This window comes from Streptomyces sp. NPDC110618, assembly GCF_055657065.1.
Map to the genome: position 1 here is coordinate 388,107 of NZ_JBVKBN010000004.1, position 23,693 is coordinate 411,799.

Genomic DNA, 23,693 nt, shown 5'->3' on the forward strand with positions numbered 1-23,693 from the left:
GGGCTGCGATGATCGGGGGGATTTCTGTTAACCCGCGTTAACCGGAGGGTGTCATGAGCGAGGAGCGGTACGGGGAGTTCGTGCTGGTGCGGCGGCATGGGGACGGTGGGCATGTCGCGGAGCTCGCCCTGGACCGGCCCAAGGCCATGAACGCCGTGTCGTCGGAGATGGCGCGGTCCATCGGGGCGGCGTGCGCGGCGCTGGGCGCCGACCGCGGGGTGCGGGTGGTGGTGCTGACGTCGACGCATGAGCGGGCGTTCTGCGTGGGGGCGGATCTGAAGGAGCGGAACTCCTTCAGCGACGCGGATCTGGTGCGGCAGCGGCCCGTCGCGCGGGGGGCGTACACGGGGGTGCTGGAGATTCCGGTACCGACGATCGCGGCCGTGCACGGGTTCGCGCTCGGGGGCGGGTTCGAGCTGGCGCTCTCCTGCGATGTGATCGTGGCCGACGAGACGGCGGTGGTGGGGCTGCCGGAGGTGTCGGTCGGGGTGATTCCCGGCGGCGGTGGTACGCAGTTGCTGCCGCGGCGGGTGGGAGCGGCGCGGGCGGCGGAGCTGATCTTCTCGGCGCGGCGGGTGGAGGCGGCGGAGGCGCGGTCGCTGGGGCTGGTGGACGAGCTGGTTCCGGCGGGGACGGATCGGGAGGCGGCGCTGTCGCTGGCCGCGCGGATTGCCGGGAACTCGCCGGTGGGGTTGCGGGCGGCGAAGCGGGCGTTGCGTCTTGGGCATGGGCTGGATCTGCGGGCCGGGCTTGAGGTGGAGGACGCGGCTTGGCGGTCTGTGGCGTTCTCGGGGGATCGGGCGGAGGGGGTTGCGGCGTTCAACGAGAAGCGCCGGCCGGAGTGGCCGGGGGAGTGACGGTGCGGTGCGCTGGGGCGCAGGGGTTCGGGGCACTTGCCTGATCCGGGGTGCCTGCTCCTGCGGGTTGCCGTGGGGGTAGGTGTCGCCGGCCCGTGGTGGGGGCCGTGGGGGTGGGTGTGCTTGCCCGCGCTTGCGGGGTGCCGCCGCGCCCACCCGTGCCGCCCCAGCGGCACGACTGCCCGCAGCTACGGTGATGCGGCGGTGCCGCCTACGGGGGTGGGCGTCGGGGCTGGGTTGCGACTGCCCGCAGCTGCGGTGATGCGGCGGTGCCGCCTACTGGGGTGGGTGTTGGGGCTGGGTTGCGACTGCCCGCAGCTGCGGTGATGCGGCGGTGCCGCCTACGGGGGTGGGCGTCGGGGCTGGGTCGCGACTGCCCGCAGTTGGGGGGCATGGCTGCCCGCGGCTACGCCAGATGTCCACGGCTACCGTGGTTCGGTCGTACTGACACCTGTTCGCCCCATCCATGTCCCTGTTTGTCGGGAAGATCCCTAGCCTGGAGTGATGGGAGAGGATGTTCGGCTGGCGGCGGTGGTGGGGCTGGCGCAGGGGATGGCGGCGGCTCATGGGTCGCGGGAGGCCTGGCGGGCGGCCGCCTCGGGGGCCTGCCGGGCGCTCGGGGGGAGTTTCGCCGCCCTGTCCGTGTGGGAGCGGGACCTGGGGCGGCTCAGGGTGCTGGTGAACGTGGGGGAGCGGGCGCCGGACGAGGAGGAGTTCCCGGAGGACGAGGCGTACCCAGTCCATCAGTTCCCGGAGATCACCGAGTTCCTGCACGAGCGCTGGGCCTGCGGCGGTGAGCCCAACGCCTGGGTGGAGACCGCCGACGGTCCCGCCGCCGGGCGCCCCGGTTATGTGCACCAGCGTGTCGCCGCACTGCGCCGCAGGGGCCGCGGCTGCTGCGTGGTCGCCCCGATCGTGCTGCACGGCAGGGCGTGGGGCGAGCTGTATGTCGCCCGCCGCCTCGGCGATCCCCTCTTCGAGCGTTCCGACGCCGACTTCGCCACCGTCCTCGCCGCCGTCGTGGCCGCCGGGATCGCGCAGGCGGAACGGCTGGAGGAGGCCCGGCGGCTGGCGTACACCGACGCGCTCACCGGCCTCGCCAACCGCCGTGCCGTGGACGGGCGGCTGGACAGGGCCGTCGAGCGGCATCGCGAGGAGGGGGTCGTCGTCAGTCTCGTCGTCTGTGACCTGAACGGGCTCAAGCGGGTCAACGACACCCAGGGGCACGCCGTCGGGGACCGTCTGCTGGAACGGTTCGGCTCCGTCCTCTCCCTCTGCGGCGCGATGCTCCCCGGCGCCCTCGCGGCCCGGCTCGGCGGCGACGAGTTCTGTCTGCTCGCCGTGGGTCCGCCCGCCGACGACGTCGTACGCGCCGCCGACGAACTGTGCCGCCGCGCCGCGGAGTTGGAGCTCGGCGACGGGGTCGCCTGCGGGGTCGCCTCCACCGGCGACCCCATCGGCCCCGTCCGCTCCGCCCGCCGTCTGTTCCGGCTGGCCGACGCCGCCCAGTACCGGGCGAAGGCCATGCACGCCACCAAACCGGTCGTCGCGGGGCGGGAAGGCCCCGACGATCCGGTCGTCCAGCTCGCCGACACCCCCGCGACCGAGCAGCCGGCCTCCGAGCGCCGGAGGTTCCGCGGGCGCCACTGACCGGCCCCGGTCGCAGCGGTAAGGGGTCAACCCCGTCCCCACTGGTGACATCTTGGAATTCAGTGCGTACGCTCCTGAATATGGATATGCACACTGTGGTGGTGGGGACGTCCGGGGTGACCGCGTCCGACGTTCTTGCCGTTGCGCGCGACGGTGCCCGTGTCGAGCTGGGCCAGGACGCCGTGTCCGCCCTGGCCGCGGCCCGCGAGATCGTGGACGCCCTGGCGGCCAAGCCCGAGCCCGTCTACGGCGTCTCCACCGGATTCGGCGCCCTGGCGACCCGGCACATCAGCCAGGAACTGCGTGCCCAGCTCCAGCGCAACATCGTCCGCTCGCACGCCGCCGGCATGGGCCCGCGGGTGGAGCGCGAGGTCGTGCGCGCGCTGATGTTCCTGCGGCTGAAGACCGTCTGCTCGGGCCACACCGGCGTCCGCCCCGAGGTCGCCCAGACCATGGCCGACGTCCTCAACGCGGGCATCACCCCGGTCGTCCACGAATACGGCTCCCTCGGCTGCTCCGGCGATCTGGCCCCGCTCTCCCACTGCGCCCTCGCGCTGATGGGCGAGGGCGACGCGGAGGGCCCCGACGGCGTCGTACGGCCCGCCGCCGAACTGCTCGCCGAGCACGGCATCGCCCCCGTCGAACTGCGCGAGAAGGAGGGCCTCGCCCTCCTCAACGGCACCGACGGCATGCTCGGCATGCTGATCATGGCGCTCGCCGACCTGGACACCCTTTACAAGTCCGCCGACATCACCGCCGCCCTCTCCCTGGAGGCGCTGCTCGGCACGGACAAGGTGCTCGCGCCCGAACTGCACGCCATCCGCCCCCACCCGGGGCAGGCCGCCTCCGCCGCCAACATGCTCGCCGTCCTGAAGGACTCCCAGCTCACCGGGCACCACCAGGACGACGCCCCGCGCGTCCAGGACGCCTACTCGGTGCGCTGCGCCCCGCAGGTCGCCGGTGCCGGACGGGACACCTTGGCGCACGCCCGGCTGGTGGCCGAGCGTGAGCTGGCCTCGGCGGTGGACAACCCGGTCGTCCTGCCGGACGGGCGCGTGGAGTCCAACGGCAACTTCCACGGCGCCCCGGTCGCCTACGTACTGGACTTCCTCGCCATCGCCGCCGCCGACCTCGCCTCCATCGCCGAGCGGCGCACCGACCGGCTGCTCGACAAGAACCGCAGCCACGGGCTGCCGCCGTTCCTCGCGGACGACGCGGGCGTCGACTCCGGGCTGATGATCGCCCAGTACACGCAGGCCGCCCTGGTCAGCGAGATGAAGCGGCTCGCCGTACCGGCCTCCGCCGACTCCATCCCGTCCTCCGCCATGCAGGAGGACCACGTCTCCATGGGCTGGTCGGCCGCGCGCAAGCTGCGTACCGCCGTCGACAACCTCACCCGGGTCGTCGCCGTGGAGCTGTACGCGGCCACGCGCGGTGTCGAACTGCGCGAGGGCCTCACCCCCGCACCCGCCACCCGGGCCGTCATCGAGGCGGTGCGCAAGGCGGGCGTCCAGGGCCCCGGGCCCGACCGCTTCCTCGCCCCCGACCTCGCCGCCGCCGAGGCCTTCGTCCGGGACGGGCGGCTCGTCGCGGCAGTGGAGAGCGTCACCGGGCCGCTTCAGTAGGCCCACGGACATGCGTCGGGCCCTGCTGCCGGGCTGCGGCAGCAGGGCCTGACGGTAAGTCACTTGAGCTTGGCCACCTGGGCCTTGATGATCTCGGTGGGGATCTCCGACACACCACCGGGCTCGTACGCTTCGGAATTCATCGTGTGGAACGTGGCGATCGTGTTCCCCTTGCGGACCACCTCGGTAGTGGAGGTGAGCACGAACCCGCCGCCCAGGTCCTCGTCCAAGGTGAACGCCACCGACTTGTCGCCCAGGCCGGACGGTTTCACCGCGGCGATCCTGGCGACCTTGGTGTCGTGCGCGGCGGCCGTCCTCAGCAGGAAGCCGTCGGCGCAGGCCTTGATGCCGCCGGAGACGGCTTTCATGGCCTTCTCGGCGCCGTCGCCGTCGTAGGACGACAGGCCGACGATGGTCAGGGAGAAGTCCTCTTCGAACTCCTTTGCCAAGTCCCCCTTGAACGCCGCGGGGTCCTGCGCGATCCCGTTGGACGCGTCCGCGTCGGTGGCTCCCGGAGGCTGGGCCGTAGAGGCCCGAGCCAGGGGGTCGCATGCGGGCTTGTCGGTCTCCAGCTTGGACATGTCCTGCCGGATCGTTTCGTCCCCGTCGGTGACCTTGTAGTCCTTGACGTCCCCCGTCGCCAGCAGCAGCTTCTCCAGCTCCGCCGAGCTGAGCGCCCTCGCCGCCCGCGCGGGCGCCCCGTCCTTGTCCGAGCCCTCCGCGGACACGTCGCCGGAGCACCCCGTGACCAGGGCCGACGCGACCGCGCCCACGGCGAGCACGGCGCTTGTACGCGCCCGCCGTGAGCAGGTGGCCGGTGATACCCGCACGGTGGTTACTTGACCTTGCCGAGCTGGGCCGAGATGACGTCGGCCGGGATCTCGGAGGGCTTGCCGCTGCCGAGCGCGGCGAGGTCGAACGAGTAGAACGTGGCGATGGTGTTGCCCTTGCGGACCACCTCGGTCTTGAAGTCCGCCGTGCCCTCGCCGTCCATGTCGACCGACTGGACGTAGGCGACGGACTCGTCGCCCTGGCCGGAGCCCTCCGCCGAGGCGATCTTGGTGACCTTGGTGGTCTCGCCCTCGGCCGTCATGCCGTAGCCGCCACCGCAGGCCGAGACGCCGTCGGAGACGAGCTTCATGGCCTTCTCGGCGCCGTCGCCGTCGTAGGAGGACAGGCCCACGAACGTCATGTTGATGTTCAGGGCGTCGGAGATGTCCTCCGGGGCGTCGCCGCCGGAGCCGCCAGGGATCTGCGAGACGGTGTTGGACGCCGCGGCGTCCGTGTCACCGGGCGGCAGTGCGCCGGTGGCCCACACCAGCGCCTCGCACTCGGATTTGTCCGCCTTCACCCCGGCCTTGGACTTGGGGAGCGTGTCGTCCCCGTCCTCGACCTTGTACTTCTTGGCGTCCAGGTCGGCGTCGGCCAGCAGCAGCTTCTCCAGCTCGGCCGCGCTCAGCGCCTTGGCCGCGTTGGTGGGGGTGGCGGCCCCCTCCTTGCCCTTGCCCTCGTCCGAGCCCTTGGAGTCGTCGCTGGAACACCCCGTGATGAGGGCGAGCGCGACCGCGCCCACGGCAACCGTGGCGCCGACGCGCGCACCCGATGATCTCTTCATGAGAGCGGACTATGAACGTTTGTTTGAAGAACCGTCAAGTTGACTCAGAAATCGTGACGTTCCCGGCGGACCGAATAGACGACGAAGCCCGCGCCCAGAACCAGGGAGAAGGTCCCGCCCACCACGTAGGGCGTGGTGTCAAAGCTTCCGGTGTCGGCCAGTTCGACGTCGTCGGAGGTGTCCGCGGTGGTGGCCCGCGCCTGCTGGGTGATCTGCGTGGCCGGGCTCGCCGAGGGCGCCTCTCTCGCGGGCTGGTCCCCGGTCGCGTTGGCGGACGGGACGAACCACAGGGCGCACAGCAGGGTCCCCGCGGCGGTGGCGGTCAGCAACGGACGGCGAGCGGATGACACGGAATATCGATCCCCTTGTGGCGCTGGCGAATTGGCCGTGTGGAGCGATGCTAATGAAAGGCGCGGGTCGCGGGAAAGTCGCGGGAGCCTCAAGGACGGCCGGGGCCGTACGCTCCGACCATGAACACTGAAGAGACATCACGATTTGTCCGGGTACGCGTGGAACTCGTCCTGGAAGTGGAGGACGAGGACGCCGTGACCAAGGCGGCGCTGGCCCGGATCGCCGGCGACGAGGCGATGCCCGCCGAGGAGCGCACGCAGGCCGAGGGCGCTGTGACGGAAGACACCGCCGAGGCGCTGGCGTATCTCGTCGACCCGTTCGACCTGGTCAGTGAGGTGCCCGGGGTGGACCTCGCGCAGGCGTCCTGGTCGACGGAGCGGATCGACTACGACCCCGATTCGCCGGAGTGGGACCTTGACGAGGATGATGAGGCCGAGGATGACGACGAGGAGTCGGCCGGCTGAGTCCGCTCGGGGAATTCATGGCCCCGGACGGCAACCGCCGTCCGGGGTTTCGTCGTCTCAAGGGGCGCACGGACCGACTTCCGCACCAGCCGTAACGGCGGACGTGGTGTGCCCCACACATCCAAGGGATGTGGAACGGGACGAACCGGTCGTAGCGTTGAACATTCTTGACGGGGGCTCTCGGGGTTTTGGGGATTCGGCAACGATGGAGAAGCGTGTGATGACGGTCAGTAAGCGGCGCAGGGGCCTGTCGGTCGCGTCCGCTCTGCTCGGAAGTGTCCTGGTGCTCTCGGCCTGCTCCGGTGGCGACGAGGCATCGGGCAACGACGGCGACGACACCTCGCAGGCCAAGGTCGACGAGGCGGCGGCCAACAAGACTTCCGAGGCACAGATCAAGATCACGCCCAAGGACGGGGCCGACAACGCCTCCATCAACTCCACCGGCGTCACCGTGAGCAAGGGCACGCTCACCGAGGTGAAGATGACCACCGCCGACGGCAAGGCCGTCGAGGGTCAGATATCCGCGGACAAGACGAGCTGGAAGCCCTCCGCCCAGCTGGAGCGGGCCACCACCTACAAGATCTCGGTGACCGCCGAGGACGCCAAGGGTCTGGAGGCGCACGAGAACGCCTCCTTCAGCACCCTCTCCCCGGACAACAGCTTCCTCGGCTACTTCACGCCGGAGGACGGCTCCACGGTCGGTGTGGGCATGCCGGTCTCGCTCAACTTCGACAAGGCGATCACCAACAAGGCGGACGTCCAGAAGGGCGTGACCGTCACCTCCAGCAGCGGCCAGGAGGTCGCCTGCCACTGGTTCAACGACCGCCGCATGGACTGCCGGCCCGAGGACTACTGGCAGGAGAACTCCACCGTCACGCTGAAGCTGGCGCTGGACGGTGTCGAGGGCGCGGACGGTGTCTACGGCGTCCAGCAGAAGACGGTCACCTTCAAGATCGGCCGCAACCAGGTCTCGTACGTCGACGCCAACACCAAGCAGATGAAGGTCACCCAGGACGGCAAGGTCGTCAAGACCATCCCGATCTCCGCCGGGTCGCCCGAGAACAAGACGTACGAAGGCGTCATGGTGATGTCGGAGATGTTCAAGGAGACGCGCATGAACGGCGCGACCGTGGGCTTCACCGACGACGACGGCAAGGGCGAGTACGACATCAAGGACGTGCCGCACGCCATCCGCCTCACCAGCTCCGGCACCTTCATTCACGGCAACTACTGGGGCGCCGACTCGGTCTTCGGCAACGTCAACACCAGCCACGGCTGCATCGGCCTGAACGACACCAAGGGCGCCAACGACAAGGGCACCGAGGCGTACTGGTTCTACACCAACTCGATGGTCGGTGACGTGGTGGTCGTCGAGAACACCGGCGACAAGACGGTCGCTCCCGACAACGGCCTCAACGGCTGGAACATGAACTGGGCCGACTGGAAGGCGGGCTCGGCGGTCTGAGCCACGCCCGGCGCACAAGGCTGAGGGCGGCACCCCACGGGGGGTGCCGCCCTCAACCTTTGTACGGGGTGGGCCGATCCGCGCCCACGGCTACATGCTGCTCCAGAGGACGGCCCCTACGACGCCGATGACGATGACGACGGCCAGGGCGTACAGGATGACTTTCGTGAGGGTCTGCGCCATGCGTTTCTCCTCCGGTAGGGCCCCCAGGGTACGGCTAGACGTTCTTGAGGTAGTAGTAGCGCAGGCCGGTCTCGTCGCAGCGCAGGTGGTGACGCTTGTCGATGTTGACGCCGAAGCCCTTGTAGATGATCGAGCCGTGCCAGGTGACGTACGCGAGAGCGTTGCCGGCGCCCGAGATCCACTGCTCCTCGGGCTCGTGGCTGATGGAGACGCCGATGTTGTAGTTGGTGTGCGAGGCCGCGGCGTTGTAGACCTTGGTGACCTTGGTCGAGCTGGAGCGGTACCACTGCTTGAAGTTCAGCCGGGTGATGGTCACCCCGAGGATCTTCTGCTTGACGTTGTACCAGCAGCTCCAGTCGCCCGCGGTGCCCTGCGCCGAGATCCCGCCCGTGGAGGTCGGCTCCGGAGCGGCTCCTCCCTCGACCTCGATCACCACGTCGCCATTGGCCATGGTGTAGGTCCCGGGGTCATTGTCAGCGGCGTTCTGGTACGCCTCAAGGACGTCCTCGTCGACCAGGTAGTGCAGGAACTTGTCCTGCTTGGCGGCGGAGAGGGCGTTGAAGGCGCTGTACGTCGCCATCGCCGACGTGCTGTTCTGCGACCTGAGCCAGGCGTTGTACTCGGCCGCGGTGGGGACCTGGACGGCAGCGCTCGACGGCGTCGCGGACAGGCTGACGATGCTGCCGGCGGCGAGGACCGTGGCGACGAGCGATGCCTTGAAGCTGTTGCGGCGGCGTGCGGTGGTGCGGGAGAGGTTCGATCTCGTGGACTGCACTTGCTCTCCTTCGGGTTGTTCCACCGATGGCGCAAAAGGGTGGCGGGAATGCCGAACGCGGCATCCCGATCGCTGAATGTGTGGGAGTACCAGGAGATTCAGGGGCGATCTCCTGGCGTCGCCGAATCACACTGGCACCGGCGCTCGGGACGTCACAAGAGGGCTCAATATTTCCTGAGCTTAATTTGAGGTGGACCGCCATCCGAATACCGCCGATTCCGCTTGTGAATTGCATTCAACCGCGGCTGCGGGATTCGCCGAACGGCCGATGAGGCGGAATCTCAGATTCCCATCAATTCCGTGTCCCGGCCGACGGGCCTGCTCTAGCATCGGCGAAGTCGACGCGCCCGTTGGGTGCGGCAACTTCCTGGGGGTTGCAATGAGCGTGACCGGCTCGATTTCCGATCCCGACAGATGCGGCGAAACAGCCTTGCGTGATGCCAAGGACATGATTTGCGCACTCTTACCTCAACTGCGGAGCAAGGCCGAGCGGTCGACCGCGCGCTGGCTGGCCGAGGACGCGGTGCAGGAGGCGTGCGAGCGGCTGCTCTCGCGGGCCGCGACCTTCATCGCCCACCCCAACCCGCGCGCGTACGCGATCAGGACCGTGGTCACGACACTGATCGACCAGCAGCGCCGGGGCCGGCGCGAGGTGCTGGCCGCTGACCTCCCTGACCTGCCCAGTTCCGGCGAGGGAAGCCTCGTCGAGGCGTGGTGGGAGGCCGAGCGCCTGCTGATGTCGCTGCCCGCGGGACAGTCCGCCGCGGTACGGCTGGTGGACATCGAGGGGTACACCATCGACCAGGCCGCAGAGATCCTCGGCGTGCACCGGGGGACGGTGTCCCGGGCGCGGCTGCGCGGCCACGAAACGCTGCGCAGAAATTTTTTGCTCGACGAGTCATACGGCGCGCCTGCTTGAGACGTTCACCGTACGACTGCGAAGTGGGCTCGATCGAGAGCAAGATCGAAACGAGGATCCATGAAGAGCGTGAGCAAGAAGGTGACGGTCGCCGCCGTCGCGATTTTCGCAACTCTTGGCCTGGCGGGAGGGGCGACCGCGGCTCCGGCTTCCGCGATCTCACCGCAAGCGACATGTACGAAGTACATCGACAAGGACACGAACGCCGGATCATTGCATCTCAAGAGGTGCGTGAACCTGAACAACGAAATTCGTGTCTACGGCTGGATGCAAAAGCACACCGACGATCCCGGGTGTGTGAACTTCCACTTCAATGCATTCTCGGACGGTTACAAAAGGACGTGGTCCGTGTGTGACGCGCTCGAATACACGAATGTCGACACGGCCTATCACAAGGCCCCGGTCACCATGGGCTACGGGGTACCCGCCTAGGGTCTGTCGTCACATTCCCGCCTGCCGCACGACGGCTGCGAGACACGCAGAGGCCCGGTGGCCAGAACCCGTTGAGCGGGTTCGGACCACCGGGCCTCGGGCGTCAGCGCCGGTCTACTTCCCGTAGTACGCGTTGTAGATCGAGATCGTCGACTTGTTGCCCTTCTTGTCGGTGATCTTCGCGTGGAAGGAGATCGCCTTGCCCTTGGCGGGGCTCTTCACCTTGATCTTGCCGTTGGTGATGGTCTTCTTCTTCCAGGTCTGGCCGTGGTCGTAGGAGACCCAGACCGACAGCGCCTTCAGGTTGTTCTTGGCGGCGCCCTCCACGACGACCGGAACGGTCTTCGTGTGGCCGGCGACGACCTTGCTGTCCAGGCCCGTCGTGGCGTTGAAGCGGACCGTGGAGGCGGGCAGCTTGGCCTGGTCGGCCGGCTTCTTGGACTTGAAGGTCCAGCTGGCGTCGATCCGCGTGGCGGCGGCGGACACCTTGGTGCTGCGCTTCACCGAGGTCGTCAGCTTGTACTCGGCCTCGGCGGCCGGAACCGTGAACGCCTTGTCACCGAAGAGCGGGTCGTCGTTGGTGCCGACCTTGGTGCCGTTGCGGTACAGCTCCGTCTTCACCGAGGTGAAGTCGGAGGAGCCGGCGTGCCCCTTGCCGTCCGCGAACAGCGGCAGGAAGCCGTAGATGTAGTTGCCGTCGCGGTACAGGCCGTAGTCGGCGTTCAGATGCGGTCCGAAGACGGCCGTGTTGAACGTCTTCGAGTAGGTCTTGCCCGCCTTGAAGGTCTGCGGGGCGCCCAGGGAGTAGAACGCGTCCGCGATCGGGTAGCCCTCCGCGTCATGGCCGCTGTACTGCTCGAACTCGAACGTCCACTGGATCTTGTCGGACGTGGACACGTACAGCGTGCGCGTGCCGGGCAGCTTCTGCTCGATGACATTGCCGAAGGTCACGTCCTGCGGGAAGAAGCCGATGGGCCGCACGCCGCCGGTCTTCCCGGAGGCGGCCGCGCCCAGCCCGGCCTTCACCGTGCCGAGCTCGCTCGCCTTGAAGTGCCGGACCTTGTCGCCCTGGATCTTCTTCACCGCGGCGGTCGTGGCCACGTCGTACTCGGCCTTGCTGCCGGAGGTCCACTGGCCGCCCCAGGTCTGCTGGAGTCCGGAGACCTCGCCGCCCAGGTGGGCCATGCGGATGTTGGCGAAGGAGTCCAGGCCCACGCCGATGCCGATCATGGCCGGGTCGTACATGTAGCTGACCGACGCCGCCTGCTGCTTGGCCTGGGCGTTGGGCACCGTGATCTTCGCCGACTTGGTCTTACGGGCGTCGAGCGTCACGGAGAGGTTCTTGTTGACGTTCAGCTTCGGCTGGACCAGCCAGTCGATGCCGCCCTCGAAGTTGACGAAGTCCTTGACGATCCAGCTGTCCAGCAGATACGTGCCCTTGGGCACCCGCACGGTCGCCGTGCCCGAGTCGGCCGCCGGGACGCTGAAGCCGCGCTCGGCGCCGAGCCCCTTGTAGCCGATCAGATCGGTGAGGTAGGTGCCGATCCCCTTCCCGTCCTTGCCGATGTGCTTGACGGTGACGTCGTACGACTCCATCTCCCGCTGCACCGCCGCCGCCGTACGCACGCTCTGGCCGCCGCCGGTGGCCGTGACGTACGCGGAGTACGCGCCGTCCGTGGTGCCGCCGAGCTTGGTGTTGACGGTGAAGTCGACGCCGGCCTTGCCGCCCGCCGGGACGGTCACCGTGGTGGCGCCCAGCTTGAAGAAGCCCGAAGGGGCCGGCTGGCCCTTGGGGTTGGTGGCGGTGGAGGACAGCTTCAGCGTGACGTCCTCGGTACCGAGGTTGCGGTACGTCAGCTGCTTGGTGACCGGCTTGTCGTCGGTGTGCGGCCACTGCTGCACACCGAAGCTCACCGACACCGGGTCGGCGATCACGGTCTGCTTGAGCGCCTTGTCGACCTGGACCCGGCCCGAACCCTGCTCGAACGGCGTGTACTTGCCGCCCTTGGTGGACGCGGTCAGCGCGCCCTTGAGCTCGGCGTAGGTCCACTCCGGGTGCTGCTGCTTCAGGATCGCGGCGGCGCCGGCGACGTGCGGCGTCGCCATCGACGTACCCGAGATGGTCAGGTAGCCGGCCGGATTCTCGCCGACCTCCTGCTCGATCAGGCTGCCCTTGGCGGACGCGGCGGTGATGTCCACACCGGGCGCGGTGACGTCGGGCTTGATGGCGCCGTCGCCGAGGCGCGGGCCGGTGGAGGAGAAGTCGGCCAGCTTGTCCTTGTCGTCGACGGCGCCGACGGTGAGCGCGGCGTCCGCGCTGCCCGGCGAACCGACCGACTCCGGGCCGGAGTTGCCCGCCGCGATGGCGAACAGGATGCCCTTCTCCTCGGACAGCTTGTTGACCGCCGCCTCCAGCGGGTCCACCTCGGGGGTGTCACCGCCGCCGAGGCTGAGGTTGACGACCTGGGCGCCCTGCTCGGCCGCCCACTCCATGCCGGCCAGGATGCCGGAGTCGTCACCGAAGCCCTGGTCGTCGAGGACCTTGCCGCTGATGACCTCGGCGCCGGGCGCGACACCCTTGAACTTGCCGCCGGACTTCGCGCCGGTGCCCGCCGCGATCGATGCGACATGCGTGCCGTGGCCGACCTTGTCCTCGGCAGTGGGGGCCGGGGTGAAGTTCTTCGACGCGGTCACCTGGCCCTTGAGGTCCGGGTGGTTGGCGTCGACACCGGTGTCCAGGACGGCGATCTTGACGCCCTTGCCGTCGTACCCCGCCGACCAGGCCTTCGGGGCGCCGATCTGGGCCACGGACTTGTCGAGCGTGGCCTTGCGGGTGCCGTCGAGCCAGATGTGGGCGATCCCGGCGGCGGTGCCGTCCCCGTTGGTGACGGCGTCCCACAGGCCGGCCGTCTCGTCGTGCGGAGTCTGCACGGCGTCCGCGTTCAGGGACTTCAGGCTGCGGCGCAGGTCGCCCGCCTCGCGGACGTCGGCCTTGGTGCCGGCCGCGGCGCCCTTGTAGCCGACGATCACCTTCAGGCCCTTGGCCTGCGACTTGCGGATCGCGGACTTGTTGAGCTCGGTGATGTCGAAGAGGCGCCGGTCCAGCTTCCCGGCGGCTATCAGCCGGGCCGCGTCGGCCGGAATGACCAGCGTGTGCCCGTCGATCCGGCGGATCTGCACGGGTATGTTCTGACGGTCCTTCGCCCGCTCCAGACCGACGACCCGGCCCTTGGCGTCCACGGCCACCCGGTCACCCGTGATGAGGGTGATGCGGTGATGGCTGGACAGTTCGGCACCGGAACCGGCCCGCTGCTCGGCTTTCGCCGACGCCGGGCTCGTCATACCCGCGGCGAGGGCGACTGCGGCTGCCGTGGCGACGGTGGCCGCGCATGCTCTTTTCACTTGTCTGCGCAAGTTTCCCCCTTGCTGAAGGTCCGGATGAATTCCCGTTTCACCCGGCCGGGGGTGGTCCAGCACAGACGTACGTGCACCCCCCGGACCTTGAAGTATGCCGGGGGGTGATCAGTGACCTCAATAGACCTGCGACGGCCAGAATCGGACTGTTACGTAACGGACTTACCGGCCCGGGTTTTCCGTCACGGACAGCTTTCCCTTGCGGATGGTTGCCAGCCGGGGGGCCTTCTTCGCGATGGACGAATCGTGCGTGACCATGATGAAAGTGAGCCCCAGCTCCTTCCACATGCGCTCCAGCACGTCCATGATTTCGTCGCGCGTCGACTCGTCGAGATTTCCGGTGGGTTCGTCCGCGAGCAGCACCTTCGGCTGCTTGACCAGGGCACGGGCGATGGCCACGCGCTGCTGCTGACCGCCGGACATCTCCGACGGCAGATGCCCCAGGCGCTCTCCGAGACCCACCGACTTCAGTGCCTCGGCCGCGCGTTCACGGCGTTCCTTCGCTTTTGCCCCGAGCGGTACGAGCGCGGTTTCGACGTTCTCCTGTGCGGTCAGGGTGGGGATCAGATTGAAACTCTGGAACACGAATCCGATGCTCGCGCTGCGCACGCGGGTGAGTTTGGCCTCCGACAGTTTGGCGAGATCTGTGCCATCCAAAACGACTTCTCCGGAACTCGGCCGGTCCAGTCCGCCGAGCATCTGCAGAAGGGTCGACTTCCCGCCGCCCGTGGGGCCCTGGATGACGAGCCGGTCGCCGTCGGGGATGGTGAGATCGACTCCGTCCAGGGCGTGGACGGTCTCCTTGCCGCGCGTGTAGCGCTTGGTGACGTTTCTCAGTTCGTACATGGGATCGCTCCTGAAGTGGTGGGGCCGGTTGCTGCGTGGGGGCCGTTACTCGACTCGCCTCAGCGCGTCCGCCGGGCGCAGCCGGGAGGCCCGCCAGCCGCCGAAGGCCCCGGCGATCAGACCGCCCGCCACCGCGAGGCACACCGCCAGCGCGATGGTCGTCGCGCTCACCGGGGCGGTGAGGGCCACTTCGAGCACGTTGTTCGACGACGGCCCCCCAGCCGCCCGGACCATGCCGCCGCCCGGACCGCCACCACCGGGACCGCCCGCACTGGCGCCTCCGCCGCCGAGTTGGGCCTGAAGCGTCGGACTGATCGCCGTCACCGCGTACGCGCCCGCGAGGCCCACCGCGATGCCGAGGGCGCCGCCCACCAGGCCGTTGACGACCGCCTCACCGACGACCTGCCGGGTCACCCGGCCCGAGCGCCAGCCCAGCGCCTTGAGCGTGCCGAACTCCCGCACCCGGCGCGAGACCGCCGAGGACGTCAGCAGCCCGGCCACCAGGAACGCCGCCGCCAGCACCACCACCGACAGCCACTTGCCGACGCTGGACGCCAGGTCGGACGCCGTCGACAGCGAGCCCGACACCGTGTCCGCGAGATCCGCCGAAGTCGTCACCGTCGTACCGGAGATGTTCTTCTGGATCTCCGCCTTGACCTCGTCGATGCGCTGCGAGTCGGTCGCCTTGACGTAGATCGTGGTGACCTTGTTCTCCGCGTCGGCCAGCGTCTGCGCCCGCTGCAGCGGCATGTACAGATCCGCCGCCGCGTCCCCGCTGTCCGGCGTCGCGATGCCGATCACCTCGAATTTGGTGCCCTTCACGGTCACCTTGGAGCCGACCTTCAGCTCCTTCTCCTTGGCGTAGGAGGCGTCGGCGACCACCACCTTCGCGTCCGTCTCCGAGGACTTGAAGGTACGGCCGCTGGTGATCTTCGAGGAGGTCAGCGGGCCCAGCGCCGACTTGGTGACGTCGGTGCCGTAGACCGAGTAGTTGTTGACGTCGAACTCGGCGCCGCCGCCCTCGACCCGGCCCTCCGGAGCCTGGCCCCCGCCGCCGGGGAAGCCCTGCCCGCCGTCGCCGCCCTCCTGCTGCTGGAACTCGCCGCGCCGGAACTCCCCGCTGACCTTGATGACCTCAAGGCTCAGCCCGCCCACCGCGTCCTCGACCCCGCTCTGCGCGCCGACCTTGTCCACGGTGTTGCTCGACAGCGTCTGGAAGCCGCGGACCATCACCTGGTCGCTGCTCTGCTCCTCGTCGGAGTCGTCGTCCCGCGCGTCGAACTCGAAGCGTGGCCGCTGCGTCCGGCTCCCCTCGGCGGGGGCGGCCTTGGTGACCGTCATGTCGGTGCCCAGGCCGTACAGCGACTCCAGGACCTTGTCCTGGGCCTTGCTCATGCCCGAGGAGACGGAGTTGACCACGATGACCAGGGCGATGCCCAGGGCGAGGCCGGAGGCGACGACGAGCGCCGCCTTTCTGCGGCGGCGCAGCTCGCGCCTGAGGTAGGTGAAGAACATGCGCCGCAAGCTAGGGACGGCGCGTGATGAAGGAGTAAGGCCGGAATAAGAGATGGATGAGAAGCCGCTCAGGGCCGCGCGGTACCGGTGCCCGCCCGGGTCGCGTCCGCGCCCCAACTGGCCAGCAGCCGCAGGCCTTCCGCGGACGGCGTGCCGGGCTCGGCGTGGTAGGTGACCAGGAACTGCTCCGTGCCGTCGGCCAGCGGGAACGACTCGAAGGACAGCGTCAGATCGCCGACCAGCGGATGGTGCATGCGCTTGACGCCGTAGGTCTTCTCCTTGACGTCATGGGTCGCCCACAGCAGCCGGAACTTCTCGCTCTTCACAGAGAGTTCACCGACCAGGGCGGACAGCTTCGGGTCGTCCGGATGGCAGCCCGCGTCCATGCGCAGATAGCTGACCATGTCGTACGCCTTCTGGTCCCAGTCCACGAACAGCTCGCGGTAGTCCGGGTTCAGGAACACCAGCCGCGCCCAGTTGCGCTCCTGCGGCGGCAGCGCGCCCCAGTCGCCGAAGAGGGCGGCGGCCATGCGGTTCCAGGCCAGGATGTCGGAGCGGCGGCCCGAGACGTACGCCGGTACCTCCGTCATCGAGTCCAGCAGGTGCCGCAGCGCCGGGCGCACCTGCTGGGCGCGCTCGGTGGGCTTCTTCTTGTGCTGCTTGGGCTTCGCCAGATGCGTCAGATGCTGGTGCTCGGCGTTGCTCAGCCGCAGCGCCCGCGCGATGGAGTCCAGCACCTCCGCCGACACATTGCGGCCGTTGCCCTGCTCAAGACGCGTGTAGTACGCCACCGAGACCCCGGCCAGCTGGGCCAGCTCCTCCCGGCGCAGCCCCGGCACCCTGCGGTGCCGACCGAAGGTGGGCAGCCCCACGTCCTCAGGCTTCAGCCGGGCCCGCCGGGTGCGCAGGAACTCGCTGAGCTCGGCGCGCCGGTCCAGGCCACCGGACTCCTGCTCCTGCGGGGATTCGGGCTGTACGTCCATGGTCTCCAGTATTCCCGGTCGTACGCACACCAGCCTGACCCCGTCAGTAGTAGGAACAGCGGACGTACGCAAAGCGGGGGGCTGGGTGGCCGGCGGCCGGACCGGCAGGGTGATGGACGTGCCCGGACAGAAGGCAGCCGGGCGCACGACCTCTAGGAGAACCACTCCCATGACCACTGTCGCTGCGTATGCCGCCCCCGCTGCCAAGGCACCGCTGGAGCGCACCACCATCGAGCGCCGCGCGGTCGGCGAGTTCGATGTGCTGATCGACATCAAGTTCGCCGGCATCTGCCACTCGGACATCCACCAGGCCCGCGAGGGCTGGGGCGAGGCCATCTTCCCGATGGTCCCCGGCCATGAGATCGCGGGTGTGGTCGCCGAGGTCGGTTCCGGCGTCACCAAGTTCGCCGTCGGCGACCGGGTGGGCGTCGGCTGCATGGTCGACTCCTGCCGGGAGTGCGACAACTGCAAGGCCGGTCTTGAGCAGTACTGCACCGGCGGCGGCATGATCGGCACGTACAACGCCGTCGACCGGAACGGCGACGTCACCTACGGCGGCTACTCCCGCCAGATCGTGGTGGACGAGAACTACACCGTGCGCATCCCGGACGGGCTGTCGCTGGACGAGGCGGCACCGCTGCTGTGCGCCGGCATCACCACGTACTCCCCGCTCAGGCACTGGAACGCCGGTCCCGGCAAGAAGGTCGCGATCCTCGGCATGGGCGGCCTCGGCCACATGGGCGTCAAGATCGCCCACGCGCTCGGCGCCGAGGTGACGGTGCTGTCGCAGTCCCTGCGCAAGAAGGAGGACGGGCTGAAGCTGGGCGCGGACCACTACTACGCCACCAGCGACCCGAAGACCTTCGAGGAGCTCGCGGGCAGCTTCGACCTGATCCTGTCCACGGTCTCGGCCCCGCTCAACCTGGACCAGTACCTGTCCCTGCTGAAGACGGACGGCGCCTTCGTCAACGTCGGCGCCCCCGAGGAGCCCGTCTCGCTGAACCTCTTCTCGGTGATCCTCGGCCGCAAGGCCCTCGCCGGCTCCGGCATCGGCGGCATCCGCGAGACCCAGGAGATGCTGGACTTCTGTGCGGAGCACGGTTTTGGCGCGGAGATCGAGCTGATCGCCGCGAGCGAGATCAACGAGGCGTACGAGCGGGTGCTCAGCAGCGATGTGCGGTACCGGTTCGTGATCGACGCCTCGACGATCTGATCCGGGGGTCCTGGAGGTTGTCGCTCCCCCAGGACCCTTACGCGCGTGTCCACAGGGTGAGGTCGCTGCTCGTCGCCACGGCGAGCGTACGGCCGGAGGGGGAGAAGCCCGCGGCCCGGAACGTCGAGTACCGGGAGTGGAGGATGTGCCACCAGCCCTCCCCATGCGGGCTGTTGTGGAACCGCCCGCCGTTGGAGAGCAGCACGCGCTCCTCCGGCCACTGCGGCACCTCGACCTCCACCCACCAGCCGTCCTGGGTGCCCGCGTGCAGGCCCCCGCCGTCGATCCCGGCGACCGGAACCCGGCGGCCGGCGATCGGGCCGAGGCCCGGGCAGGTGAGGTCGGCGCCGCTGACACCCTCGTCAGGGTCCCGGTCGCGGGCGATCTTCTCGCCGGTCACGGCGTCGAAGAGACCGTGACCTGCGCCGGAGACGACCAGGACCAGGTCGTGACCGGTGCCGGGGTTGGTGGCGAACCCGATGCCGAGGAGCCCGCCGACGGCCGCGCAGGGCGGGAACTCCGGTTTCCGGTACGGGCCGAAGACCGGCCGCCAGGGCTCCGGTGCGGGCCGCACCGGAGCCGCGAGCAGACGGTCGCGCAGGTCGCGCTGGTAGGGCGTGGTCACTTCCGCAGGGCCTCGATTCCGTCCTGGGCGGCCATCACGAGCTCCAGACCCCGGGTGTCCTCGGCGGGCTCGCGCATCTGGTTGGTCACGTAGGCGACGACCGAGCGGGACTCGGGTTCGATCATGACCAGGGAGCCGCCCCAGCCGCCCCAGCCGCAGGAGCCGCCGAACAGGCCGTAGCCGAGGCCCCAGCGGGTGGTCATGCCGAGGACGCGGTCCTCGCCCTCGAACTGCTCCTCCCGCGCCCGGTCGCACCCCGCGCGTGACAGCAGCCGGGTCTCGCCGACCGTGCCGCCGCAGGCGAGCGCCGACTGGACCAGGGCGACCGAGCGGGCGTTGCCGAAGCCGCCGGCGGCCGGGATCTCGGCGCGGCGCCAGGCGGTGCTGTTGCCGTCCCGGACGCGGAGGGCGGCGGTGCGCGGCGCGCCCTCGGCGCCGGGCGGCCGGGCGGCGTAGTCCTCGTCCTGGCCGGGCGGCGGGAGGACGGGGGCCACGCGGGCGTCGTACTCCTCGGGCAGGCCGATGTGGAAGTCGGCACCGAGCGGTCCGGCCACCTCCTCGGCGAAGAACGTGCCCAGGGTGCGGCCGGTGACGCGGCGTACGAGTTCGCCCACCAGGAAACCCTGGGTGAGCGAGTGGTAGCCCGCCGCGGTGCCGGGTTCCCACTCCGGCGCCTGCGCGGCGAGCCGGGAGGTCGCGGTGGACCAGTCGTACAGCTCGGACGGGCCGAGCGGCGGGTCCCAGTCGGGCAGGCCCGCGGTGTGCGCGAGCACGTGCCGCACCAGCACCCGCTTCTTCCCGGCCGCCGCGAACTCGGGCCAGTAGCGGGCGACGGGCGCGTTCGGGTCGAGGGCGCCGCGGTCGGCGAGCACGAGGGCGCACAGGGCCGTCATGGTCTTGGTGACGGACCAGACGTTGACGAGGGTGTCCCGCTGCCAGGGCCGACTCCTGGCGGCGTCGGCATGACCGCCCCAGACGTCCACCACCGGCTCACCGTCCACGAATACGGCGACCGAGCCGCCCACGTCCCCCTCGTCCAGGAACCGCGCCAGCGTGCCCGGCACGGCGGTGAAGAGATCGTCGTACGTGCCCTGGATGTCGGCCATGGAGTCATTCTCTTCTCTCTTGGTCCCGCAGGCTGTTGACCGTCGCCTGGATGCGGAGCCAGGTGGGGTCGGTGTCGTCGGCGGTGTCGATGGTGTCGAGGTCGTCCGCGGACCAGGTGCGGACGCCGTCGGTCAGCAGGAGGTGTTCCTCAAGGTCGTCGTCCACCGGGATGTCGTGGGTGCTGTCGAGGAAGGCGGTGACGGCGGTCTTCGCGGTGCCGGGCTCCGCGGTACGGCCGGCGGGCACGGACAGCAGGGCCAGCTCGCCCCCGCTTCCGGCCACGACGAACTCGCCGGTCGCGGTGGTGGCGAGCGCGGTGACGCGGGAGCCGTCCAGGAGCGGGTGCTCCTCGGCCTCCCGGGTCTCCACGTCCAGGGCGACGAGGGTGCCCCTCGGGGTGCCGACCCAGAGCAGGCCGGGGTCGGCGCCGAAGGCGAGGTTGTGCCGCGACCAGGCCCGCATGGACTCCAGCCACTCCGGGGGGTACGGGTACCCGGGGGAGGGCTCGCCGAGCGGGGTGGACAGTACGCGCTCCAGGGACGGGAAGGCGAAGACGTCGACCGAGTTGCCGTAGGCGTTCCCGCGGACCGCGAAGTGCCGTCCGTCCGGGCTGAAGAGCGGGGTCTCGTAGCCGTCGCAGTCGAGGATGACGGCCCGGTGCAGCAGCCGCGGCCCCGGTCCCGTCGCCCGGGTGAAGAGGCCGTGCGTGGCGCCCTGGTCACTGCTGAGGGTGAGCAGGAGCCCGCCGCCCGGGTGCGCGGCGACTCCGGTGTCCCACCAGGGCCCGACGGTGACGGCACCGGTGCCGGGGTCGATGACGTCGCAGCGCTCCTCGGCCCGTGTGGAGGGCGAGCCCCACAGGGTCCGCCCGTCGGGGGCGAAGGCGAGATTCCGGTACCGGGCCCCGTCCGGGACGCGCACGGCGTCCTCGACCCCGGCGGGCGTCCACCGGACGACCTTCCCCTCGGCCGAGACCACCAGCTCGGCCCGCTCGGGATGCCAGGCCGGCACGGGCGTCCGCAGCAACCGCTCCCACCCGAAGGCACCGCCGTACGGCTCGGACCCGACGCCTGTCTCTCCCACCTCCCGCAGCCGCCCGCCCGCACACTCCCACACCCGCACGCCGGGCCGCACCGAGTCCAGCCCGGCGACCAGGGGCAACCGCGGATGACACACCAACCGCTCCACCGCAGCCCCGGTCCGGGCCTCGTCCAAGATCTCCACGACGGTCATCGCGTCACCGTGGCCATTCCCGGTCAGCAACCGGAGTGGTGGTCGGAGAGCCAGCCGGAGTGGCGTTTCAGGAACACGTCACGCTCGGCGGAGCCGGTGAGGACGAGGTCCGCGCCGCCGTCGTAGGGGTGGTGGATACGGTGCAGTCCGGTGTCGGTGAAGAAGACCCCGACGATCAGCTCGTCGGCGACCGCGCGCAGCAACGCGTCGGCACGGCCGCGCTGCCAGGGGCGGCGGTCGGCGTAGAGGCGGGTGCAGGTGTGGAACTCCGGGTCGGGGTCCGAGACGTCCGCCTCGGTCCACCAGTGGACGCCCTCGGGGTGGAGTTCCCGCCGCGGGGAGGGCCAGCCTGGGGGTCCGTCCGGGGTCACCGCCCACTCCGTCGTCACGACGTACACGTCCTGTCCGGAGAACAGCTCGTCGAGGGCCGTGTTGTACCGGTCCAGCACGACGGCGTACTCCTCCGCGGACTCCGCGTAGCGCTTGGACTCCGGGAGGCTGTGGTAGCGCACCCACCGGTCGGCGAACCGCGTGCGGAAGGTGTGGGCGAGCGGCGGGACCGACGGGTGCCGCTGCCGCCACAGCGGGGCCAAGGGATGCTTCATGGCGTACAGACTGGAGGGGGCGGTGTCCCCGGGGCCACTGGATTAACGGGTGCGGAATCGCTCGGTCTCCGCGTGCGTTGAGGGCAGTGGGCGATCGTGCCGACGAACGGGTCGGCCCGACACAGATGGGAGGGCCGTGATGGCCGTGCAGAGGGCCGTGCTGGCCGGTGGGTGCTTCTGGGGGATGCAGGAGCTGATCCGCAAGCTGCCGGGCGTGACGTCGACGCGGGTCGGATACACCGGGGGTGACGTGCCGAACGCGACGTACCGCAATCACGGCACGCACGCGGAGGCCATCGAGATCCTCTTCGACCCCGAGCAGACCGACTACCGCGCGATCCTGGAGTTCTTCTTCCAGATCCACGACCCGAGCACCAAGAACCGCCAGGGCAACGACATCGGTATGAGCTACCGCTCGGCGATCTACTACGTCGACGACGAGCAGAAGCGGATCGCCGAGGACACCATCGCGGACGTGGACGCCTCCGGGCTGTGGCCCGGCAAGGTCGTCACCGAGGTGGAGCCGGTCGGCGACTTCTGGGAGGCCGAGCCGGAGCACCAGGACTATCTGCAGCGGTATCCGAACGGGTACACCTGCCACTTCCCGCGTCCGGGATGGCGACTGCCGGCCCGCAGCAAGGACTGACCGAGGACGAAGGCCCCGCGCGTGCGGGGCCTTCGCCGTGCCCGGGGCCTCAGTGCGGCAGACTCGCCGGGCTGCCGCCGTTCGCCTCGTAGCCCGCCACCGCCAGGGCCCGGTACACCGCGAACTCCGCCGCCGGGTCCGGGGAGAGCGTCCAGGGCAGCGCGCCGACGTGGCCGTCGACGTGTATCAGCTGGTTCATGGCCTCCGCCCAGCGCTCGGCGCGCACCAGGAAGAACACCAGCAGATGGCGGACATGGGCCAGCATCGGGTCGTCCGGGCGGGCCGAGTGGACCGCGTGCAGCGCGCCGTGGATCGCCTTGGTGACGACCTCGCTCTGGTAGAAGCCGCTGACCAGGTTCACCTCGGGCAGGTGCTCGAACACCGCGAACAGCGGCATCGCCGCGAGCAGCGACCCCTCCGGCGCCCGGGCCGCGGCGGCCTCCGCGAAGCCGTACGCCTGCTCCCGCGAGCCGTGCCACTTCTCGCACCAGTAGTGCAGCGCCGCCAGATGGGCACCCATGTGGTTCGGCGCGCGGTCCAGGATCTTCAGCCAGAGCTGCTCGAACTCCGGCTGCGTGTACCCGAGCCCGCGGGCCACCGACAGCTCCACGATGTACGGGATGGGGTCACCGGGGGCGAGCAGCGCCGCCTCGCCGCAGGCCGCCTTCGCCTCCTCCATGATGATCCGGAACTCGTCGGTGCCCGGCGTCGCCGTCCGCCACGCCTGCTGCACCAGGAACTCCGCGTGCACGGCCGCGCCGCCCGCGTCCTTGGGCTGCTCGGCCCGCCACACCCGCAGCCACTGGCCGCCCGGCGCGTCACCGACGCCGCCCGGCCGCTGCTGCAGCTCCAGTGACGCGGCGCCCGCGAACGCCTGCACCCGCTGCCAGCGCCGCTCGCCGGCCGCCTCGGTGCCCGCGAGCAACTGGGAGGCCGCCCGGTAGTCCTGGCTGCGCTGCACCAGGTCCAGTACGTCCAGCAGGTCCTGGTCGGGGCCCGGCATCCGGATGTCCAGCTCCTCCTGCCGGGCGAAGCCGTAGTTCGCCGGGTCCGCGGCGTCCGGGTGGCCCGCCGGGACCTGCTGAAGCATGCCCCGCCGCCGTCGCACGTACGGAACCAGCACGAAGCCGATCATCAGCGCGGCCCACAGGACCAAGAGAATCTCCATGC

22 protein-coding genes are annotated in these 23,693 nt (G+C 69.9%); 9 read left to right on the forward strand and 13 right to left on the reverse strand.

Annotated elements, in window-relative coordinates:
* The first annotated feature begins 53 nt into the window (after nucleotides 1-53).
* The 3 genes from ACZ7L7_RS10630 (at nucleotide 54) to hutH (ending at nucleotide 4,132) form a co-directional block, all read left to right on the forward strand.
* Nucleotides 54-857 carry an enoyl-CoA hydratase/isomerase family protein gene (locus tag ACZ7L7_RS10630; RefSeq protein ID WP_285510433.1) on the forward strand — a complete coding sequence of 268 codons (804 nt, stop codon included), beginning with the start codon at nucleotides 54-56 and terminating at the stop codon, nucleotides 855-857.
* Nucleotides 858-1,361: 504 nt separating this feature from the next.
* Nucleotides 1,362-2,507, forward strand: a complete 1,146-nt coding sequence (locus ACZ7L7_RS10635; RefSeq protein ID WP_285510432.1) for a GGDEF domain-containing protein — start codon at nucleotides 1,362-1,364, stop codon at nucleotides 2,505-2,507.
* Nucleotides 2,508-2,593: 86 nt separating this feature from the next.
* The gene (hutH, locus tag ACZ7L7_RS10640) at nucleotides 2,594-4,132 is read left to right on the forward strand and encodes a histidine ammonia-lyase (RefSeq protein WP_285510729.1); all 1,539 of its coding nucleotides are present in this window, start codon (nucleotides 2,594-2,596) and stop codon (nucleotides 4,130-4,132) included.
* 59 nt (nucleotides 4,133-4,191) lie between these two features.
* Here hutH and ACZ7L7_RS10645 read toward each other — a convergent pair whose 3' ends face one another.
* The 3 genes from ACZ7L7_RS10645 to ACZ7L7_RS10655 all read right to left on the reverse strand — a co-directional run bounded on the left by ACZ7L7_RS10645 (nucleotide 4,192) and on the right by ACZ7L7_RS10655 (nucleotide 6,097).
* Nucleotides 4,192-4,905 (reverse strand): hypothetical protein, encoded by a 714-nt coding sequence (locus tag ACZ7L7_RS10645; protein WP_471592739.1) that lies wholly within the window; start codon nucleotides 4,903-4,905, stop codon nucleotides 4,192-4,194.
* 62 nt (nucleotides 4,906-4,967) lie between these two features.
* Complete coding sequence (locus tag ACZ7L7_RS10650) at nucleotides 4,968-5,747, reverse strand: hypothetical protein (protein WP_285510430.1); 780 nt, start codon at nucleotides 5,745-5,747, stop codon at nucleotides 4,968-4,970.
* A 44-nt stretch (nucleotides 5,748-5,791) separates the two neighbouring features.
* Nucleotides 5,792-6,097: an LPXTG cell wall anchor domain-containing protein gene (locus ACZ7L7_RS10655; RefSeq protein ID WP_285510429.1), complete on the reverse strand. Its 306-nt coding sequence runs from the start codon at nucleotides 6,095-6,097 to the stop codon at nucleotides 5,792-5,794.
* A 120-nt stretch (nucleotides 6,098-6,217) separates the two neighbouring features.
* Here ACZ7L7_RS10655 and ACZ7L7_RS10660 point away from each other — a divergent pair, with 120 nt between their 5' ends.
* Complete coding sequence (locus ACZ7L7_RS10660) at nucleotides 6,218-6,562, forward strand: hypothetical protein (RefSeq protein WP_285432363.1); 345 nt, start codon at nucleotides 6,218-6,220, stop codon at nucleotides 6,560-6,562.
* A 220-nt stretch (nucleotides 6,563-6,782) separates the two neighbouring features.
* Nucleotides 6,783-8,027: a L,D-transpeptidase gene (locus ACZ7L7_RS10665; protein WP_472075551.1), complete on the forward strand. Its 1,245-nt coding sequence runs from the start codon at nucleotides 6,783-6,785 to the stop codon at nucleotides 8,025-8,027.
* 217 nt (nucleotides 8,028-8,244) lie between these two features.
* On the opposite strand, the gene ACZ7L7_RS10670 is transcribed toward ACZ7L7_RS10665, so the two are convergent.
* Entirely contained in the window at nucleotides 8,245-8,985 is a 741-nt protein-coding gene (locus ACZ7L7_RS10670; RefSeq protein WP_285510427.1) for a hypothetical protein, read from the reverse strand.
* Nucleotides 8,986-9,433: 448 nt separating this feature from the next.
* On the opposite strand from ACZ7L7_RS10670, the gene ACZ7L7_RS10675 reads away from it, so the two are divergent.
* Nucleotides 9,434-9,904: an RNA polymerase sigma factor gene (locus ACZ7L7_RS10675; RefSeq protein WP_453604023.1), complete on the forward strand. Its 471-nt coding sequence runs from the start codon at nucleotides 9,434-9,436 to the stop codon at nucleotides 9,902-9,904.
* A gap of 69 nt (nucleotides 9,905-9,973) precedes the next feature.
* Nucleotides 9,974-10,336: a hypothetical protein gene (locus tag ACZ7L7_RS10680; RefSeq protein ID WP_471592741.1), complete on the forward strand. Its 363-nt coding sequence runs from the start codon at nucleotides 9,974-9,976 to the stop codon at nucleotides 10,334-10,336.
* Nucleotides 10,337-10,450: 114 nt separating this feature from the next.
* Here the strand turns inward: ACZ7L7_RS10680 and ACZ7L7_RS10685 are convergent, their stop codons facing one another.
* The 4 genes from ACZ7L7_RS10685 to ACZ7L7_RS10700 all read right to left on the reverse strand — a co-directional run bounded on the left by ACZ7L7_RS10685 (nucleotide 10,451) and on the right by ACZ7L7_RS10700 (nucleotide 17,094).
* Nucleotides 10,451-13,738, reverse strand: coding sequence for a S8 family peptidase (locus ACZ7L7_RS10685; RefSeq protein WP_472075553.1), 3,288 nt, complete (start codon nucleotides 13,736-13,738; stop codon nucleotides 10,451-10,453).
* 174 nt (nucleotides 13,739-13,912) lie between these two features.
* Nucleotides 13,913-14,596: an ABC transporter ATP-binding protein gene (locus ACZ7L7_RS10690; protein ID WP_285510423.1), complete on the reverse strand. Its 684-nt coding sequence runs from the start codon at nucleotides 14,594-14,596 to the stop codon at nucleotides 13,913-13,915.
* Nucleotides 14,597-14,641: 45 nt separating this feature from the next.
* Nucleotides 14,642-16,111, reverse strand: a complete 1,470-nt coding sequence (locus ACZ7L7_RS10695) for an ABC transporter permease (RefSeq protein WP_472075555.1) — start codon at nucleotides 16,109-16,111, stop codon at nucleotides 14,642-14,644.
* A gap of 68 nt (nucleotides 16,112-16,179) precedes the next feature.
* Nucleotides 16,180-17,094: a helix-turn-helix domain-containing protein gene (locus ACZ7L7_RS10700; protein ID WP_285510421.1), complete on the reverse strand. Its 915-nt coding sequence runs from the start codon at nucleotides 17,092-17,094 to the stop codon at nucleotides 16,180-16,182.
* Between the two features lie 169 nt (nucleotides 17,095-17,263).
* Here ACZ7L7_RS10700 and ACZ7L7_RS10705 point away from each other — a divergent pair, with 169 nt between their 5' ends.
* Nucleotides 17,264-18,307, forward strand: a complete 1,044-nt coding sequence (locus tag ACZ7L7_RS10705) for an NAD(P)-dependent alcohol dehydrogenase (RefSeq protein ID WP_285510420.1) — start codon at nucleotides 17,264-17,266, stop codon at nucleotides 18,305-18,307.
* Nucleotides 18,308-18,344: 37 nt separating this feature from the next.
* Here the strand turns inward: ACZ7L7_RS10705 and ACZ7L7_RS10710 are convergent, their stop codons facing one another.
* Genes ACZ7L7_RS10710 through ACZ7L7_RS10725 form a run of 4 tightly spaced genes read right to left on the reverse strand, consistent with a single transcriptional unit; the run spans nucleotide 18,345 to nucleotide 21,877 of the window.
* A complete protein-coding gene (locus ACZ7L7_RS10710; protein WP_472075558.1) occupies nucleotides 18,345-18,932 on the reverse strand; it encodes a hypothetical protein in 588 nt (195 codons plus the stop codon).
* On the reverse strand, nucleotides 18,929-20,038 hold the full coding sequence (locus tag ACZ7L7_RS10715) for a serine hydrolase domain-containing protein (protein WP_453604034.1): 1,110 nt from the start codon (nucleotides 20,036-20,038) through the stop codon (nucleotides 18,929-18,931). The genes ACZ7L7_RS10710 and ACZ7L7_RS10715 overlap by 4 nt, the downstream gene beginning before the upstream one ends.
* Before the next feature lie 4 nt (nucleotides 20,039-20,042).
* Entirely contained in the window at nucleotides 20,043-21,272 is a 1,230-nt protein-coding gene (locus tag ACZ7L7_RS10720) for a WD40 repeat domain-containing protein (RefSeq protein WP_285510417.1), read from the reverse strand.
* Between the two features lie 23 nt (nucleotides 21,273-21,295).
* A complete protein-coding gene (locus ACZ7L7_RS10725; protein WP_285510416.1) occupies nucleotides 21,296-21,877 on the reverse strand; it encodes a DUF3885 domain-containing protein in 582 nt (193 codons plus the stop codon).
* 139 nt (nucleotides 21,878-22,016) lie between these two features.
* On the opposite strand from ACZ7L7_RS10725, the gene msrA reads away from it, so the two are divergent.
* Nucleotides 22,017-22,523, forward strand: coding sequence for a peptide-methionine (S)-S-oxide reductase MsrA (gene msrA / locus ACZ7L7_RS10730; protein ID WP_285510415.1), 507 nt, complete (start codon nucleotides 22,017-22,019; stop codon nucleotides 22,521-22,523).
* A gap of 49 nt (nucleotides 22,524-22,572) precedes the next feature.
* Here msrA and ACZ7L7_RS10735 read toward each other — a convergent pair whose 3' ends face one another.
* Nucleotides 22,573-23,691 (reverse strand): hypothetical protein, encoded by a 1,119-nt coding sequence (locus ACZ7L7_RS10735; protein ID WP_285510414.1) that lies wholly within the window; start codon nucleotides 23,689-23,691, stop codon nucleotides 22,573-22,575.
* Nucleotides 23,692-23,693: the final 2 nt, after the last annotated feature.